Below are 14,583 nucleotides of genomic sequence, written 5' to 3'. Positions count from 1 at the left end.
GTTCTCCTTTTTGTTTTAATCTACCATAGTCTGCTGTTTTATTGAATAACCAAAAGGGGCTTGGAGAAGAATAAAAAACGATGCTATGAAATAGGAGGAAACACATGATGTGCTGGAAGAAGGCGGGACTGCTAGGAGTGCTGTTCTTTATGCTGTCTGGCTGTCGTTCAATCGAACCAATACAACATCCACATGAAGCAGAAGCTGAAAGTCTGTCAGCTGTTCAAATGAAGGAATTGCCATTTCAGCATTTGCAATTGCACGTACAATATGGACAAAAAAGCGAATTATATGAAGCTACCTATCGTCAAGCTGGTGGAAGAGAAGAAGCACTGATTCGAGATCATATGAATGGTGTCCGCTATGAAGGGGAAGAAGCTTTACGTGAAATGAAAATGAAGCTCAATGATATGTCGATTCCTAGTGCAAAGCTGAATGAAACATATGTCAATGAGTTATTATCTGCTTTTAATTTAGATGATGATTATCAGCGGATACGAGTCGATATCAAGCTCGAAGATGGGACAAAACGTGCATTCGAAAAGAAAAAGTAAACGAGACTTTCTCATTTTTTAATTGAAAATGATTTTCAAGATCACTTAAATCTGATACACTAAATTGAGATAAGTGATCTTTGACGTCTACATAGACGATATTCAATATAAAAAATTTGGATGAGAAAAGGAGCGTTTGAGCGGAATGAGTGCCATTTCTACTGAAGGTTTAAGCTTAGGTTACGGAGAAACAATGATCATAGACGAACTAAATGTGTCAATCCCTAAGGGTGAAATCACAGTATTTATTGGCAGCAATGGATGCGGTAAATCCACGCTACTTCGCTCTTTGGCCCGTCTCATGAAGCCAATGGGTGGTTCTGTCCTGCTTGAAGGTCATTCCATTGCCAAATTACCAACAAAGGAAGTGGCGAAACAGCTCGCCATTCTTCCGCAAGGACCGGAAGCGCCAGAAGGATTAACGGTACATCAACTCGTCAAGCAAGGGCGATATCCTTATCAAAATTGGCTGAAGCAATGGTCAAAGCAAGATGAAGAAGCGGTAAATCGCGCACTGAAATCAACGAAGATGGAAGACCTTGCTGATCGAACGGTTGATTCATTATCAGGTGGACAAAGGCAGCGTGCATGGATTGCGATGACACTGGCTCAGGAGACGGATATTATTCTATTAGATGAGCCAACAACGTATTTAGACATGACGCACCAAATTGAAATCCTGGATCTTCTTTTTGATTTAAATGAAAAAGAGCAGCGCACGATTGTCATGGTTCTGCATGACCTCAATCTCGCTTGCAGATATGCGCATCACCTTGTGGCCATTAAAGACAAGGCGATTTATGCAGAAGGAAGACCGGAAACTGTCATTAACTGTGATCTTGTGAAAAATGTTTTTGATATGAACTGCCAAGTCACAACAGATCCTTTATTCGGAACGCCGTTATGTATTCCGCACGGCAGAGGACGCTGTATTGTCCAACAGGCACAAGCTGAGACATTTCTTGCTGCAAGATAATCGTATGTGAAAAGCCTGACATCTGTTACATGCAGAGTCAGGCTTTTTTCTGAAAAAAGGAGCGGAATACCAATGGGAAATGAATTAGATGAAAAGCTCGAAGGCCTACTTGATAAATATACAGAGCTGCTGCTTGGTGAAACGAATGAGGAACTGAAAAGAGAGGTCACGCAGTGGATCATCTATTCTCATATTGCCAAAAGCATGCCGCCTTTAGCCAAGCATTTTAATGACATGTATCCAGAGGCAAAAGAAGACATCAAAGAAATGATTCAGCGGATCAAGCAATTAAATGAAGCTCATCGTGCGAATAAAGACCGTTAAAAAACTGCCAGCTCAAACTGGCAGTTTTTCTTTATGACATGGGTGATGATCCGTACGGTGATTGATCTGTCAGTGTTTGCTGGAACTTTTGATGTGCCTGCTGGAGCTTCTGCTGGTCAGCGGCTTCGACAGAGTACCAGCCATATTTGAACATGACATCATATAAATGTCTTTGCGTTTTTTGTGTTTCTAGCGCAATTCGCTGAATATCTTGGTAAAGAGATTCATGGCTGAATTCATTGAGCGCTGTGTTATATCCGCTTGTCATATATTTTTCAGTCGACAAAAGGTCTGTGACAAAGTCGCGATCGTTCATGTTTGTCGTTGTTGGAACCGGCGTTTGTGGATTCCCGATTTTTTGTTGGTTTTGCTGTTCCATGTCTGTTACCTCCTATTGCATAAAGCCAGAAGACTGGCCTTGCCCTGAGCTGCCTAAATGCTGAAGAATTTGTGTGTAATGCTGATGATGCATTTGGCCAACTTGATTGAGTTCTTGTTTCAATGTTTGATCCTGACAATGCTCGGCCATAAAATGAGCCTTTTTCATGGCGATCAAATTCCAGTTCAGCATATCCTCTAGGTACAAGGAATCTTTTACTGAAATCACCTGTGGGGGCATATTCATTTGCTGGTTGTTCAAGATGTGTTCCTCCTTACGATTTCTTTTTATATTGCTGATTTTGACTGGTCTTTTTACCACCTAGGTCTGCTTCTTGTGATGGACCTGCGTTTCCTTTCACACTTGCAGCACTTACGCCTGCTTTTGATGGGTTCTTTTGCAAACGAGACATGTGGACATCACCTCCATTCTTACAATTCCCCCTCGTCTTTAATTCATACGCTGTAAAGAAAGTCGCATGAGAATGTGTAAATTTTTGAAATCTGCTATTGAACTGTTTCGGAAAATCTTTTAAGATAAAGAAAGAGGCATTGCTTTTTTTTGGACAAAAAATGAATGACTGTTCATTCAAAATGTTTAGGGGGATATTTATGGGCAAACATATTCGCAAGGCGGCTGTCATTGGTTCAGGTGTCATGGGCTCAGGCATTGCTGCACATCTAGCCAATATCGGGATACCAGTAACATTGCTAGATATTGTGCCACATGAACTGACAAAGGAAGAAACGGCAAAAAAGCTAACGCTTGATCACCCTAGTGTTCGGAATAGATTAAGCCAAGACGCAATGAAAAAATTGTTAAAGCAAAAGCCAGCACCTCTTACTTCAGCCAAAAACCTATCATACATCACACCCGGAAATCTCACAGATCACCTTTCCTTATTACACGATGCTGACTGGATCATTGAAGTCGTCACTGAAAAGCTCAGCATTAAACAACACGTATTCTCTCTCATCGACGAACACCGCAAAGAAGGCAGCATCGTATCCAGCAATACATCCGGTATTTCTGTTGAAAAAATGGCAGAAGGCCGATCAGCTGATTTTAAACGCCACTTTTTAGGCACTCACTTTTTTAACCCAGCTCGTTATTTAAAGCTGTTAGAAGTAATTCCTATTCAAGAAACAGATCCAGAAGTACTCTCATATATGAAAACATTTGGTGAAGATGTACTTGGCAAGGGTGTGGTCGAAGCAAAAGATACACCGAACTTTATTGCCAACCGAATTGGCACTTATGGGCTTCTTGTCACAGTGCGTGAAATGCTTGAGAACAAATACACGATCGGAGAGGTCGATTCTGTTACAGGTCCACTCATTGGCAGACCGAAAAGTGCGACCTTCCGCACACTTGATGTGGTGGGACTCGACACATTTTCTCATGTAGCCCGCAATGTGTATGAACAGGTAGAAGGAAAGGAAAAAGATATTTTTCAGCTGCCTGAGTTTATGGAAAGAATGCTCGAAAAAGGGTGGATCGGCAGCAAAGCAGGGCAAGGATTTTATCAAAAAAACGGAAAGAGCATTTTAGAGCTTGATCCTGTCACACTCACATACGGAGAACGGACAAAGCTGAAGGATCCGGGCATTGACATTGCCAAGCAGCAAAAGGGGACAAAAGCGAAATTGAAAGCGCTTATTTATCAAGACGGCCGTGCTGGGCAATTGCTTTGGAATATGACCGCACCTGTTCTTCTTTATTCAGCTCAACTAAAAGGCGACATTGCGGATGATATTCAGTCCATCGATAACGCCATGAAATGGGGATTTGGCTGGCAGCATGGCCCGTTCGAGCTGTGGGATGCGATTGGCGTGAAAAAAGCCGTCAGTCGAATGGAAGCGGAAGGGCACAGCATCCCGACCTGGGTGCGAGATATGCTTTCACAAGGACATGACACATTCTATCAAGAAAATGCCGAAGGAGACCGTGCATTTTATCAGAATGGTGCTTATGAACAGGAAAAGGGAAACGACAAGAATATTTCGTTAGCTAGATTGAAAAAGAAACACGATGTCATTTTTAAAAATACAGGTGCAAGCTTGATCGATATCGGGGATGATGTTGTCTTGCTTGAATTTCATTCGAAAAGTAATGCCATTGGGCTTGATGTCATTGATATGATCAATCGTGCTGTAGATGAAACGGAAAAGAATTATAAAGGGCTGGTCATCGGTAACCAAGGAAAGAACTTCTGTGTTGGTGCGAATCTCGCCTTAATTTTAATGGAAGCACAGGACGACAACTTCTTTGAAATTGATTTTGTCATTCGCAGGTTCCAGCAGGCGATGATGAAGGTGAAGTATAGTGACCGTCCAGTTGTGGCTGCACCATTTGGTATGACACTTGGCGGAGGGACGGAGCTTTGTCTACCAGCAGCCGCTATCCAAGCGTCCAGTGAAACGTATATGGGGCTTGTCGAAGCGGGGGTCGGACTCATACCGGGCGGAGGCGGAAACAAAGAACTCTATATTCGCCATCTGCAAGGAGCGGAAAAGCCATCAGCAACTGCGATCCAAGATGCTACGCTACAAACCTTTGAAGCCATTGCGATGGCAAAGGTATCTACATCAGCAGAGGAAGCGCGTGATATGAAGATGCTCCGAGTGAATGACCGGATCAGCATGAATGGTGATCATTTAATCCATGATGCGAAACAACTCGTTCTTTCTCTTGATGAAGCGGGTTATCGTGCACCTCTGAAGCGAAAGGTGCCCGTGATGGGGGAAACAGGCTACGCAGCAATGGTGCTGGCTGCTGAAAACATGAGATTGTCTGGATACATTTCAGACCATGACATGACCATTGCGAAAAAACTAGCACATGTCATTTCTGGCGGCAAATTGCCATTTGGTACAGAGGTGGATGAACAATACTTATTAGAGCTTGAAAGAGAAGCCTTTTTAAGTCTTGTAGGGGAAGTCAAATCTCAGGCACGCATGCAGCACATGCTCGTTAAAGGAAAACCTTTACGTAACTAGGGGGGAGTCAAAATGAGAGAAGCAGTGATTGTAGCTGGCGCAAGAACACCAGTAGGGAAAGCCAAAAAGGGATCATTAAAACATGTCAGACCTGATGATATGGGCGCATTGTGTGTAAAAGAAACGCTAAAGCGTGCCGGTGATTATGATGGAACAATCGATGATTTAATCATCGGATGTGCGACACCAGAAGCAGAGCAAGGGCTGAATGTGGCCCGGAATATTGGGGCATTAGCAGGTTTGCCATATACAGTACCTGCTATTACCATTAACCGCTATTGCTCTTCTGGTCTGCAGTCAATTGCTTATGCAGGTGAACGAATTATGCTTGGGCAGGCAGAAACCATTTTGGCCGGAGGCGTCGAATCGATGTCGCAAGTCCCAATGATGGGTCACTCCATTCGTCCAAACGCTCTTTTGACAGAGCAAGCGCCTGAATACTATATGAGCATGGGCCACACAGCGGAGCAAGTGGCGCAAAAGTATCAGGTCACAAGGCAAGATCAAGATGCTTTTGCGGTGAGGAGCCATCAAAAGGCAGCAAAGGCACTTCAAGAAGGGAAATTTTCAGATGAAATTGTTCCCGTTGATGTGACAGAAAGACGGGTAGGAGAGCAGAATCAACTAGAAGAACGCCAATTTACGTTCTCACAAGATGAAGGTGTCAGAGCGGGCACAACAGAGGAGGTTCTCTCAACGTTACGACCTGCCTTCTCAACAAAAGGCACAGTGACTGCAGGAAACTCTTCGCAGACGAGTGATGGAGCGGCATGTGTCATGATGATGGATCGCGAAAAAGCATCTTCTCTTTCTCTTCAGCCGCTCGCCAAGTTCAGAGCGTTTGCTGTTGGCGGTGTACCACCTGAAGTCATGGGAATTGGGCCGGTTGAAGCCATTCCGCGTGCGCTGAAAATCGCTGGTCTAGAGCTGAAGGACATCGGGCTGTTTGAATTAAATGAAGCATTTGCTTCTCAGGCGATTCAAGTCATTCGTCATTTAGGGATCGATGAAGAGAAGGTAAATGTCAACGGCGGCGCCATTGCATTAGGACATCCGCTAGGCTGTACAGGAACGAAACTCACGCTGTCCCTCATTCATGAAATGAAACGGCGAAATGAACAATTTGGTATTGTGACGATGTGTATCGGCGGGGGCATGGGAGCAGCAGGCATTTTTGAATTGATCTAAAGGGGGAAAACAGGATGAAAGCAATGGAAGAAGTAAAAAAGGGTGGCAGTTTCTTAATTGATGAGACGAATTATGAGCATATCTTTACACCAGAGGATTTCTCTGATGAACATCAAATGATCGGGAAAACAACAGAAGATTACATTTTACAAGATGTCGTTCCGCACATCGATCAAATTGAAAATCATGAATTCGAGCATTCTGTTCGTCTCTTGAAAAAGGCTGGAGAGCTTGGCCTGCTTGGTGCTGATGTTCCTGAGGAATTTGGCGGGCTTGGGCTAGATAAAATCAGCTCAGCCATCATTACTGAAAAATTTGCAAGAGCAGGCAGCTTCTCTCTTTCTTACGGCGCCCATGTTGGGATCGGTTCTTTGCCGATCGTGCTGTTCGGCAATCAAGCGCAAAAGGAAAAGTACCTGCCAGGACTCGCCTCTGGAGAAACAATTGCGGCCTATGCCCTAACAGAGCCAGGGTCAGGTTCTGATGCGCTAGGTGCGAAAACAACGGCAGTCCTGAATGAAGCTGGAACACATTATGTCCTCAATGGGGAAAAACAATGGATCACAAACTCCGCATTTGCCGATGTGTTTGTCGTGTATGCGAAGATTGATGGTGAACACTTCTCTGCTTTCATCGTAGAAAAGGATTTTCCTGGAGTCAAAACAGGACCTGAAGAGAAAAAGATGGGCATTAAAGGGTCATCGACGAGAACGTTAATCCTTGAAGATGCCGAAGTGCCAAAGGAGAATTTGCTTGGTGAAGCAGGCAGAGGTCATGTCATTGCCTTTAACATTTTGAACATTGGACGCTATAAGCTGGCTGTAGGGACAATCGGAGCATCAAAACGAGTCATTCAATTATCGGCAGAGTATGCCAATCAGCGCAAGCAGTTTAAAACACCAATTTCTCAATTTAGCTTAATTGGCGAAAAAGCAGCCAACATGTCGGCAAAGCTTTATGCCATGGAAAGTGCTGTATACCGCACAGTCGGGTTATTTGAACAAAGAATGGGTCTGTTAAGTGACGAGGAGCAAAAGGATGGGAAACAAATTGCGCAATCCATTGCAGAATATGCGATTGAATGCTCTCTTTGTAAAGTGCTTGGCTCTGAAACGCTCGATTATATTGTGGATGAAGGTGTGCAGATTCACGGCGGATATGGTTTCATGCAAGAATACGAAGTCGAAAGAGCCTATCGCGACTCACGAATTAACCGTATTTTTGAAGGAACGAACGAAATTAACCGATTGCTTGTGCCAGGCACCTTCTTGAAGAAAGCGATGAAAGGAGAGCTTCCGCTTCTTCAAAAAGCGCAAACCCTACAGGAAGAGCTAATGATGATGATGCCGGAAGAGCCGGGTGATCAGCCGCTTGATCAAGAGAAATACTTACTTGCCCATGCGAAAAAGATCGCCTTGATGGTGGCAGGTATGGCCGCCATGAAATATGGGAAAGCATTAGACAAAGAGCAAGAAATCCTTGTGAATATAGCAGATATCGTCAATGAACTCTTTGCTGCTGAGTCGGCGGTCTTGCGTACGGAAAAAGCAATCGCAGCATCAGGCACAGAAAAAAATGCACAAAAGCTTGCGTATACACAAATTTTCACGCAGGAAGCCTTTTTAAAAATTGAAGCTCATGCGAAAGAATCATTGATTGCCATGGAAGAAGGAGATTCACTCCGTATGAGTCTGTCAGCCCTTCGCAAGCTGACAAGATTCACGCCAATGAATGTCATTGCGAAAAAGCGTGAGGTGGCGAAACGAATCTTTGAAGCAGAGAAATATATCGTATAAGACGGCTTAAAAGGTGCGGATATCATGTCGCACCTTTTTGTAAGCATACATTTAGGTTTTCAACATGTTTTGTGATAAAATGTTGTCACTATTTGCAGGAGGTGAAAATGGTGGCTTTAGATTTTTACGAATACCCATCTTGCGGTACATGCCGAAAAGCAAAGAAATGGCTGGAAGAACACAATAAAGACATCAACAGCATACATATCGTCGAAGAGACGCCTGATAAAGACACATTAAAAGCCCTTTACGAAAAAAGCGGTTTAGAGCTGAAGAAATTCTTTAATACGAGCGGTCAGAAATACAGAGAGCTGCAGCTGAAAGATAAACTTCCTGCAATGTCAGAGGACGAGCAGCTTGAATTACTTGCGTCTAATGGAATGCTGATCAAGCGTCCAATTACAACAGACGGCAAACGAGTGACAGTTGGATTTAATGAAGATACATTTAAAAGCGTCTGGAAATGATGTAACTTTCATTCAGATTGTGGTATCTTCAATATAGATTGTAAGAAAAGACTGGAGGGGTATGAAATGAGCACACCAAAAGATTTACGTTATTCAGAAGAACACGAATGGGTCAAAGTAGAAGGAGATAAGGTGCGTATCGGTATTACGCATTTTGCTCAATCTGAGCTAGGGGATATCGTGTTCGTTGAGCTTCCTGAAGTAGGAGACAAAATCACAGCGGACGAGCCTTTCGGAAGTGTAGAATCAGTCAAAACAGTTTCTGAACTATACGCACCGATTAACGGCACAATCGTTGAAGTAAACGACGAGCTTGATGACAGCCCAGAGTTCGTCAACGACTCTCCATACGAAAAAGCTTGGATGATCGTAGTAGAGCCAGCGGATGCATCTGAAATCGAGAACTTAATGACTGCTGAGCAATATGAAGAAATGACAAAAGAAGACTAATTCATGTGAAATTGGACACTCTACCTTTATGGGGGGTGTCCAATTTGTCTTTTCAAAAAGAACAGGTGGATATAACAGAGCATGTCACTGGACGATTCAAAGAGAGCGGCATGGTGCTTTACCATCAAAACGAAGAGATTGGCACGATGATTAGTGAAAATCAATATGAATTAAAATCAGGTTATTCTTATGATCAAAACCGTTTTTATCGTCTGTCAGATACGTTGACCCATGGGACTGAAAAATATGTAGACTGTGACGATGAAAATGGCTGGTGCTAATCACAGATAAGGCTGTAGTGAGTGAATGCTACAGCCTTTTTGTTGATCAAGTGCCCAATCTTTACAACCCGAATGAAAGATTGTAATCTAAGGAAGAAGTGAATCAACGTCAAAAGGGCCGGGTGATCGTGATGAATGTCGAGATAGAAAAGGTCATCATTGTAGAAGGTAAATCAGATAAACAGAAGCTAAAAGAAGTCATAAGTGAACCTGTTACCATCATTTGCACCAATGGCACGATCAGTACTTCGAAGCTGGATCAGCTTGTGGACGATTTATTCGGGAAAGACGTTTACATATTAGCAGACAGTGACGATGCTGGCGACAAACTGCGGAAGCAATTTCGAAAAGAATTCCCTGAAGCACTGCATCTTTTTGTCGACAGAACGTACCGCGAAGTGGCCGCTTCACCGTCAGCCCATATTGCATCTATTCTATTAGCTGCAAACATTGATGTTCATTCGAAATATTTATAAGGGTGACGTATATGAAAGAGATTGAAGAGCATGAATTCAAGGAGATAGAGGACGATTTATTTCTTTTGTACTTATATACACCATTTTGCGGAACATGCCAGCTGGCAAAGAAGATGCTGGCAGTGGTTGATGCCATGCAGCCGGAAGTTCCTTTTTATGAGAATAATTTAAATTACTCGCCAAGTTTTGCAAAAGCATTTGAGATCGAAAGTGTCCCTTGCTTTCTCCTGTTTAAAAAGGGTGAAATAATGCAAAAAGGCTATGCCTTTCACTCCGTTCCATATCTTCACGAAATGATTGAAACCGCTAAATAAAGCGTTTTTTTGTCATATTTCAAGCAATTCATTTGAAAATTTGTCGAGCTATTTATAAAGGACAAGCCGATGTTTGTAGAGAAATGTTATGTATAACCAAATGACAGGGAGGTTATACATGTGGAAAATGTGAAAGCCCATGGAAGTGCAGGGCAGCGATTATTGTTAAAGCCGTTGCTCTCATCATCATCCTTGAAGATTACATTTGAGGCGGAAACGGACTCTTGTACATTGATTGTGGATGAACGTGGTGAAGTGAAGAAACTACCTGCAATTGAGTTATCGGATCTCATCTTTTATGGTGAGCGAAAAGAGATTTTGCAATTATTAGATGGAGACATGTCCTTACAGCAGCTGATCAGCAGAGGACAAGTGAAAGTGAAAGGCTCATTTCGAGCTCTTCTAAGACTAGAAGCGGTACTTTGGCTGACGAACGGTTTTTTTCGAAAAATGATAACGTAGTCGTTTACTTGGAAATTAGCGATTTACAGCGTTGACATATCTCAGATAGCATGATATTCTACGTTAGTAAAAACATGAACATCACATAAAACAACATATTTTCTCTTATTAAGAGAGGTGGAGGGACGTGCCCTATGAAACCCGGCAACCGTCAGCATAGCTGAAATTGGTGCCAATTCACTCAAAGCCGCAACGCTTTGAAAGATGAGAGAAAGGCGTATTTGATATAAAAGGCCTTTCTGCTTGCGTTGCAGTTAGGTCTTTTTTACTGACCTTGCGTCAGGCTAGCGTCATAACAGTCGGAAGAATAAATGAACGTATGTGATGGCAACCTATAGATTCAGCAAGAAAGCAGGTGAACAGACTGTGATCCATTTACAGAATGTATCAAAAACGTATCATTCAAAAAGCGGAAATGTTGATGCCGTGAAAGACGTCAACTTGGATATCGATAAAGGTGAAATATTCGGAATTATCGGGTATAGCGGCGCAGGGAAAAGCTCCCTGATTCGCCTATTAAACGGTCTGGAGCTGCCAACAGAAGGAATCGTTGAAGTGGCAGGCAACAGGATCAATGAAGTATCGAATGCGAAACTTCGGAAAGCAAGACAAGAAATCAGCATGATTTTCCAGCACTTTAACTTGCTCTGGTCAAGAACAGTGAGACAAAATATTATGTTCCCGCTCGAGATCGCAGGTGTACCAACGTCAAAACGGAGAGCTCGTGCAAACGAACTGATTAAATTGGTCGGTTTAGAAGGAAAAGAAAATGCATATCCTTCTCAGCTCAGCGGCGGGCAAAAGCAGCGTGTAGGGATTGCGAGAGCATTAGCGAATGACCCAAAAGTTCTGCTATGTGACGAAGCCACTTCTGCGCTTGATCCACAAACAACGGATTCCATCCTGGAGCTTTTAGCGGATATTAATAAACGACTAGGACTCACCATTGTATTGATCACACACGAAATGCACGTCATTCGCAAAATTTGTCATCGTGTGGCGGTGATGGAGAATGGCCGTATTGTCGAAGAAGGCGAAGTATTACGTGTCTTCAGACAGCCGAAAGAAGAAATGACGAAACGATTCGTGAAACAGCTTGCTGAACCAGAAGAAGCAAAAGAAACGATCGAGCACGTCCTAGAGAGAGTAAAAGAAGGTCAGGTCGTCCGGTTGTCCTTTATCGGAGATTCTGCCGAACAGCCGTTGATCACGGAAATCATTCGATCCTTCAAGGTCGATGTGAACATCCTGCAAGGAAAGATTTCTCAAACGCAGGAAGGCGCGTTTGGAACACTCTTTATCCATATTAATGGAGACGAGAACGAAGTTGAAAAAGCCATCGCCTATATCCAAAGCAAACAGGTTGAAATCGAGGTGATGACACATGTTTGAGAAATGGTTTCCGAACGTTGATCTAGAGGTTATTTGGAACGCGACGGGTGAAACGGTGTATATGACACTCATTGCATTAGCGTTTGCTTTTGCTATCGGCATCATCCTTGGGCTGTTGCTCTTTTTGACAAGTAAAGGCGGTTTGTGGGAAAACAAACCAATTAATGCTGTCATCGGCGCAGTAGTCAACATTTTCAGATCGATTCCCTTTATCATATTAATCATTCTATTATTAGGATTTACTAAACTAATTATGGGCACGATATTAGGTCCAAATGCAGCATTACCAGCCCTTGTCATTGGCTCAGCCCCTTTCTACGCACGTCTTGTTGAAATTGCACTGCGTGAAGTAGACAAAGGAGTCATTGAAGCAGCAAGATCTATGGGAGCAAAAACGTCGACCATTATTTTCAAAGTATTGCTGCCAGAATCACTGCCAGCCCTTATTTCAGGAATTACTGTAACAGCGATTGCTCTGATTGGCTCTACTGCGATTGCAGGAGCAATTGGAGCAGGCGGACTGGGTGACCTTGCTTATGTAGAAGGATACCAATCTGGTAATACAGATGTCACACTTGTAGCCACTGTGTTTATTCTGATCATCGTCTTTATCATTCAAATACTCGGTGATTTGATTACAAATAAAATTGATAAACGTTAAGGGAGGAATTATTCATGAAGAAATTGATTTTAAGTGCACTATTTCTAGCATTTGCAGGCATTTTAGCTGCTTGCGGTTCATCAAATAACGCAAGCGATAACAAAACCATCACGGTTGCAGCTTCAAAAACACCACATGCCGAGATTCTTGAAGAAGCAAAACCACTTCTAAAAGAAAAAGGCTACGATCTAAAAGTGAAAGTACTGAGCGATTATAAAATGTACAACAAAGCATTAGCTGAAAAAGAAGTGGATGCGAACTTTTTCCAACATATCCCTTACTTAAACGAAGAAAATAAATCAAACAAAGATTACAACTTAGTGAGTGCTGGTGCCGTTCACCTTGAGCCTTTCGGTATCTACTCTAAGAAATACAAATCAGTAAAAGATATTCCAAACGGCGGCACGATCATCATGACAAACAACGTAGCTGAGCAAGGACGTATGCTTGCCCTATTACAAAATGCTGGTGTGATCAAGCTTGATCCAAAAGTAGATACAATCAACGCAACAGTCAAAAACATCAAAGAAAACCCGAAGAACCTAAAATTCAAAAAAATCGCTCCTGAACTAACAGCGAAAGCTTATGAAAACAGTGAAGGCGATGCTGTATTTATCAACGTTAACTATGCGATCCAAAATAAATTGAATCCGAAAAAAGATTCAATTGAACTTGAGCAAACGAAAAACAACCCGTATGCAAACATCGTCGCTGTTCGCAAAGGTGACGAAAAATCAGAGAAGATCAAGGTATTAATGGAAGTTCTTCACTCTGATAAAATCAAAGAATTCATCGACAAAAAGTATGATGGTGCAGTATTGCCTGTATCTGAATAACAACTTGTAAAACCTCGCTTCATGAAAGCGAGGTTTTTTTGTGTATTTTTTCAAATCTCGCTCATAATAAAAACGAACAAATGACCTGAAGGGATGGAATGAAGATGAATGAACAACATATGAGCGGATCGATGCAACAATCACTGACGGATTATAAAACGGCAATGGGTGAATTTCAGAAGAAAATGCCGGTGTTTGGCAAGAAATTCAATGAATTTACGGAGCAGTGCTTTCAGAGTGATTCCTTAACACAAAAAGAAAAACAAATGATTGCCCTCGGCATCAGCATTCATGCACAGGATGAATATTGCATGATCTATCATACAAAGGGAGCGCTCGACCAAGGCGCAACAGAAGAGAATTTGCTGGAGGTCGTCAGTGTGGCGGCAGCGTTTGGCGGCGGTGCTGCGCTAAGTCAAGGCATCACAGTTGTTCAGCAATGTATTGATGAATTTGGAGGACAGACGCATTAAGGGAAGGATAAGGTGGTATTTTTCCATATCAGGGAGTTGAGTTCTTCTCAGCCAAGTGTGTGAGAAAATATGCCAGTATACTGCGTCATATCCTTTTTGAGTGAAGCAGCATGCCTTTGATACAATGGAGCTACACTCAAAGAAGGGAATGGTTTATTATTTGTTCGGACCAGAGTACACTGGGATTGGATTATACCGCCGAGATGGAAAAGGCCATGCATCAATCTCATGGCATGAGTTATGCAGAGTACGAAAGAGACCATGACTTAAGGATGAAAGTGGAATATAAACGAGAGCAGTCCTATCGAGATGAGAAAAGGCAGCTCGCAAAAATGAATATACAAGGCTATTAAATAGCAAGGGACGGGGAGAATAGTTTCCCGTCCTTTCTTTATGAAAACAGTCTTTTCGACATAAATCCTTTTATCTACCTGTATTTTTTGTTAGAATTTTGAGAGCATCCTCTCACGCTTGTCGTGAATGTGTTGTATTCACTTTTAATTTGTTATAAAATTAGAATGAGAATAAATTGAGAATAATGATTATTTTGGAGGT

20 protein-coding genes and 1 riboswitch are annotated in these 14,583 nt (G+C 42.5%); of the genes, 17 read left to right on the top strand and 3 right to left on the bottom strand.

All coding sequences use genetic code 11. The features are described 5' to 3' along the window. Window positions 1-107 precede the first annotated feature (107 nt). The 3 genes from MHB38_RS15675 to MHB38_RS15665 all read left to right on the top strand — a co-directional run bounded on the left by MHB38_RS15675 (window position 108) and on the right by MHB38_RS15665 (window position 1,854). Window positions 108-554, top strand: a complete 447-nt coding sequence (locus MHB38_RS15675) for a YusW family protein (RefSeq protein WP_171465740.1) — start codon at window positions 108-110, stop codon at window positions 552-554. Between the two features lie 145 nt (window positions 555-699). Beyond that, complete coding sequence (locus tag MHB38_RS15670; RefSeq protein WP_035389352.1) at window positions 700-1,530, top strand: ABC transporter ATP-binding protein; 831 nt, start codon at window positions 700-702, stop codon at window positions 1,528-1,530. A gap of 72 nt (window positions 1,531-1,602) precedes the next feature. Next, window positions 1,603-1,854, top strand: coding sequence for a YusU family protein (locus MHB38_RS15665; RefSeq protein WP_035389350.1), 252 nt, complete (start codon window positions 1,603-1,605; stop codon window positions 1,852-1,854). Window positions 1,855-1,885: 31 nt separating this feature from the next. On the opposite strand, the gene MHB38_RS15660 is transcribed toward MHB38_RS15665, so the two are convergent. The 3 genes from MHB38_RS15660 to MHB38_RS15650 are packed head-to-tail and all read right to left on the bottom strand — an operon-like array spanning window position 1,886 to window position 2,645. After that, window positions 1,886-2,233, bottom strand: coding sequence for a spore coat protein (locus MHB38_RS15660; RefSeq protein WP_007500333.1), 348 nt, complete (start codon window positions 2,231-2,233; stop codon window positions 1,886-1,888). Window positions 2,234-2,245: 12 nt separating this feature from the next. After that, complete coding sequence (locus MHB38_RS15655; RefSeq protein ID WP_060698253.1) at window positions 2,246-2,497, bottom strand: hypothetical protein; 252 nt, start codon at window positions 2,495-2,497, stop codon at window positions 2,246-2,248. A gap of 10 nt (window positions 2,498-2,507) precedes the next feature. Beyond that, entirely contained in the window at window positions 2,508-2,645 is a 138-nt protein-coding gene (locus MHB38_RS15650) for a YuzL family protein (protein ID WP_008347049.1), read from the bottom strand. Window positions 2,646-2,844: 199 nt separating this feature from the next. Between MHB38_RS15650 and MHB38_RS15645 the strand changes: the two genes are divergently transcribed. From MHB38_RS15645 to MHB38_RS15580, 14 genes are all read left to right on the top strand, one after another. After that, window positions 2,845-5,232, top strand: a complete 2,388-nt coding sequence (locus MHB38_RS15645; RefSeq protein WP_019743166.1) for a 3-hydroxyacyl-CoA dehydrogenase/enoyl-CoA hydratase family protein — start codon at window positions 2,845-2,847, stop codon at window positions 5,230-5,232. 12 nt (window positions 5,233-5,244) lie between these two features. Next, window positions 5,245-6,420, top strand: a complete 1,176-nt coding sequence (locus tag MHB38_RS15640; protein ID WP_019743167.1) for an acetyl-CoA C-acetyltransferase — start codon at window positions 5,245-5,247, stop codon at window positions 6,418-6,420. A gap of 14 nt (window positions 6,421-6,434) precedes the next feature. Next, window positions 6,435-8,216, top strand: coding sequence for an acyl-CoA dehydrogenase family protein (locus MHB38_RS15635; protein WP_017359285.1), 1,782 nt, complete (start codon window positions 6,435-6,437; stop codon window positions 8,214-8,216). Between the two features lie 110 nt (window positions 8,217-8,326). Beyond that, complete coding sequence (locus tag MHB38_RS15630) at window positions 8,327-8,683, top strand: arsenate reductase family protein (RefSeq protein WP_029575395.1); 357 nt, start codon at window positions 8,327-8,329, stop codon at window positions 8,681-8,683. A 66-nt stretch (window positions 8,684-8,749) separates the two neighbouring features. Then, entirely contained in the window at window positions 8,750-9,133 is a 384-nt protein-coding gene (gene gcvH / locus MHB38_RS15625; RefSeq protein ID WP_008347039.1) for a glycine cleavage system protein GcvH, read from the top strand. Between the two features lie 44 nt (window positions 9,134-9,177). Beyond that, a complete protein-coding gene (locus MHB38_RS15620; protein ID WP_008347037.1) occupies window positions 9,178-9,414 on the top strand; it encodes a YusG family protein in 237 nt (78 codons plus the stop codon). A gap of 131 nt (window positions 9,415-9,545) precedes the next feature. Further along, complete coding sequence (locus MHB38_RS15615) at window positions 9,546-9,890, top strand: toprim domain-containing protein (RefSeq protein ID WP_008347035.1); 345 nt, start codon at window positions 9,546-9,548, stop codon at window positions 9,888-9,890. Window positions 9,891-9,901: 11 nt separating this feature from the next. Continuing rightward, a complete protein-coding gene (locus MHB38_RS15610; RefSeq protein WP_341003892.1) occupies window positions 9,902-10,204 on the top strand; it encodes a thioredoxin family protein in 303 nt (100 codons plus the stop codon). Between the two features lie 120 nt (window positions 10,205-10,324). Beyond that, a complete protein-coding gene (locus MHB38_RS15605) occupies window positions 10,325-10,666 on the top strand; it encodes an SCP2 sterol-binding domain-containing protein (RefSeq protein WP_008347033.1) in 342 nt (113 codons plus the stop codon). A 102-nt stretch (window positions 10,667-10,768) separates the two neighbouring features. Then, window positions 10,769-10,877: riboswitch (SAM riboswitch) on the top strand. Between the two features lie 155 nt (window positions 10,878-11,032). Beyond that, complete coding sequence (locus MHB38_RS15600) at window positions 11,033-12,058, top strand: methionine ABC transporter ATP-binding protein (protein WP_024719778.1); 1,026 nt, start codon at window positions 11,033-11,035, stop codon at window positions 12,056-12,058. Continuing rightward, window positions 12,051-12,719 (top strand): methionine ABC transporter permease, encoded by a 669-nt coding sequence (locus MHB38_RS15595; protein ID WP_341003890.1) that lies wholly within the window; start codon window positions 12,051-12,053, stop codon window positions 12,717-12,719. Before MHB38_RS15600 ends, MHB38_RS15595 begins: the two co-directional genes overlap by 8 nt. Window positions 12,720-12,733: 14 nt before the next feature. Beyond that, window positions 12,734-13,555, top strand: a complete 822-nt coding sequence (metQ, locus tag MHB38_RS15590) for a methionine ABC transporter substrate-binding lipoprotein MetQ (protein ID WP_007500351.1) — start codon at window positions 12,734-12,736, stop codon at window positions 13,553-13,555. Between the two features lie 104 nt (window positions 13,556-13,659). Then, a complete protein-coding gene (locus tag MHB38_RS15585; RefSeq protein ID WP_003212803.1) occupies window positions 13,660-14,028 on the top strand; it encodes a carboxymuconolactone decarboxylase family protein in 369 nt (122 codons plus the stop codon). Between the two features lie 215 nt (window positions 14,029-14,243). Then, window positions 14,244-14,381 (top strand): hypothetical protein, encoded by a 138-nt coding sequence (locus tag MHB38_RS15580; RefSeq protein WP_008347025.1) that lies wholly within the window; start codon window positions 14,244-14,246, stop codon window positions 14,379-14,381. The last annotated feature ends 202 nt before the right edge of the window (window positions 14,382-14,583 follow it).

This window comes from Bacillus sp. FSL K6-3176, from assembly GCF_038003325.1.
Lineage (GTDB): Bacteria > Bacillota > Bacilli > Bacillales > Bacillaceae > Bacillus > Bacillus altitudinis.
The sequence above is the reverse complement of the archived record's forward strand: the minus strand, read 5'-3'. Positions and strand labels throughout refer to the sequence as shown.

Bases quoted from the DNA above. Each gene is read 5' to 3' on its own strand.
- MHB38_RS15675 (WP_171465740.1), top strand. From the start codon at position 108: ATGTGCTGGAAGAAGGCGGGACTGCTAGGAGTGCTGTTCTTTATGCTG.
- MHB38_RS15670 (WP_035389352.1), top strand. From the start codon at position 700: ATGAGTGCCATTTCTACTGAAGGTTTAAGCTTAGGTTACGGAGAAACA.
- MHB38_RS15665 (WP_035389350.1), top strand. From the start codon at position 1,603: ATGGGAAATGAATTAGATGAAAAGCTCGAAGGCCTACTTGATAAATAT.
- MHB38_RS15660 (WP_007500333.1), bottom strand. From the start codon at position 2,233: ATGGAACAGCAAAACCAACAAAAAATCGGGAATCCACAAACGCCGGTT.
- MHB38_RS15650 (WP_008347049.1), bottom strand. From the start codon at position 2,645: ATGTCTCGTTTGCAAAAGAACCCATCAAAAGCAGGCGTAAGTGCTGCA.
- MHB38_RS15645 (WP_019743166.1), top strand. From the start codon at position 2,845: ATGGGCAAACATATTCGCAAGGCGGCTGTCATTGGTTCAGGTGTCATG.
- MHB38_RS15640 (WP_019743167.1), top strand. From the start codon at position 5,245: ATGAGAGAAGCAGTGATTGTAGCTGGCGCAAGAACACCAGTAGGGAAA.
- MHB38_RS15635 (WP_017359285.1), top strand. From the start codon at position 6,435: ATGAAAGCAATGGAAGAAGTAAAAAAGGGTGGCAGTTTCTTAATTGAT.
- gcvH (WP_008347039.1), top strand. From the start codon at position 8,750: ATGAGCACACCAAAAGATTTACGTTATTCAGAAGAACACGAATGGGTC.
- MHB38_RS15615 (WP_008347035.1), top strand. From the start codon at position 9,546: ATGAATGTCGAGATAGAAAAGGTCATCATTGTAGAAGGTAAATCAGAT.
- MHB38_RS15610 (WP_341003892.1), top strand. From the start codon at position 9,902: ATGAAAGAGATTGAAGAGCATGAATTCAAGGAGATAGAGGACGATTTA.
- MHB38_RS15595 (WP_341003890.1), top strand. From the start codon at position 12,051: ATGTTTGAGAAATGGTTTCCGAACGTTGATCTAGAGGTTATTTGGAAC.
- metQ (WP_007500351.1), top strand. From the start codon at position 12,734: ATGAAGAAATTGATTTTAAGTGCACTATTTCTAGCATTTGCAGGCATT.
- MHB38_RS15585 (WP_003212803.1), top strand. From the start codon at position 13,660: ATGAATGAACAACATATGAGCGGATCGATGCAACAATCACTGACGGAT.
- MHB38_RS15580 (WP_008347025.1), top strand. From the start codon at position 14,244: ATGCATCAATCTCATGGCATGAGTTATGCAGAGTACGAAAGAGACCAT.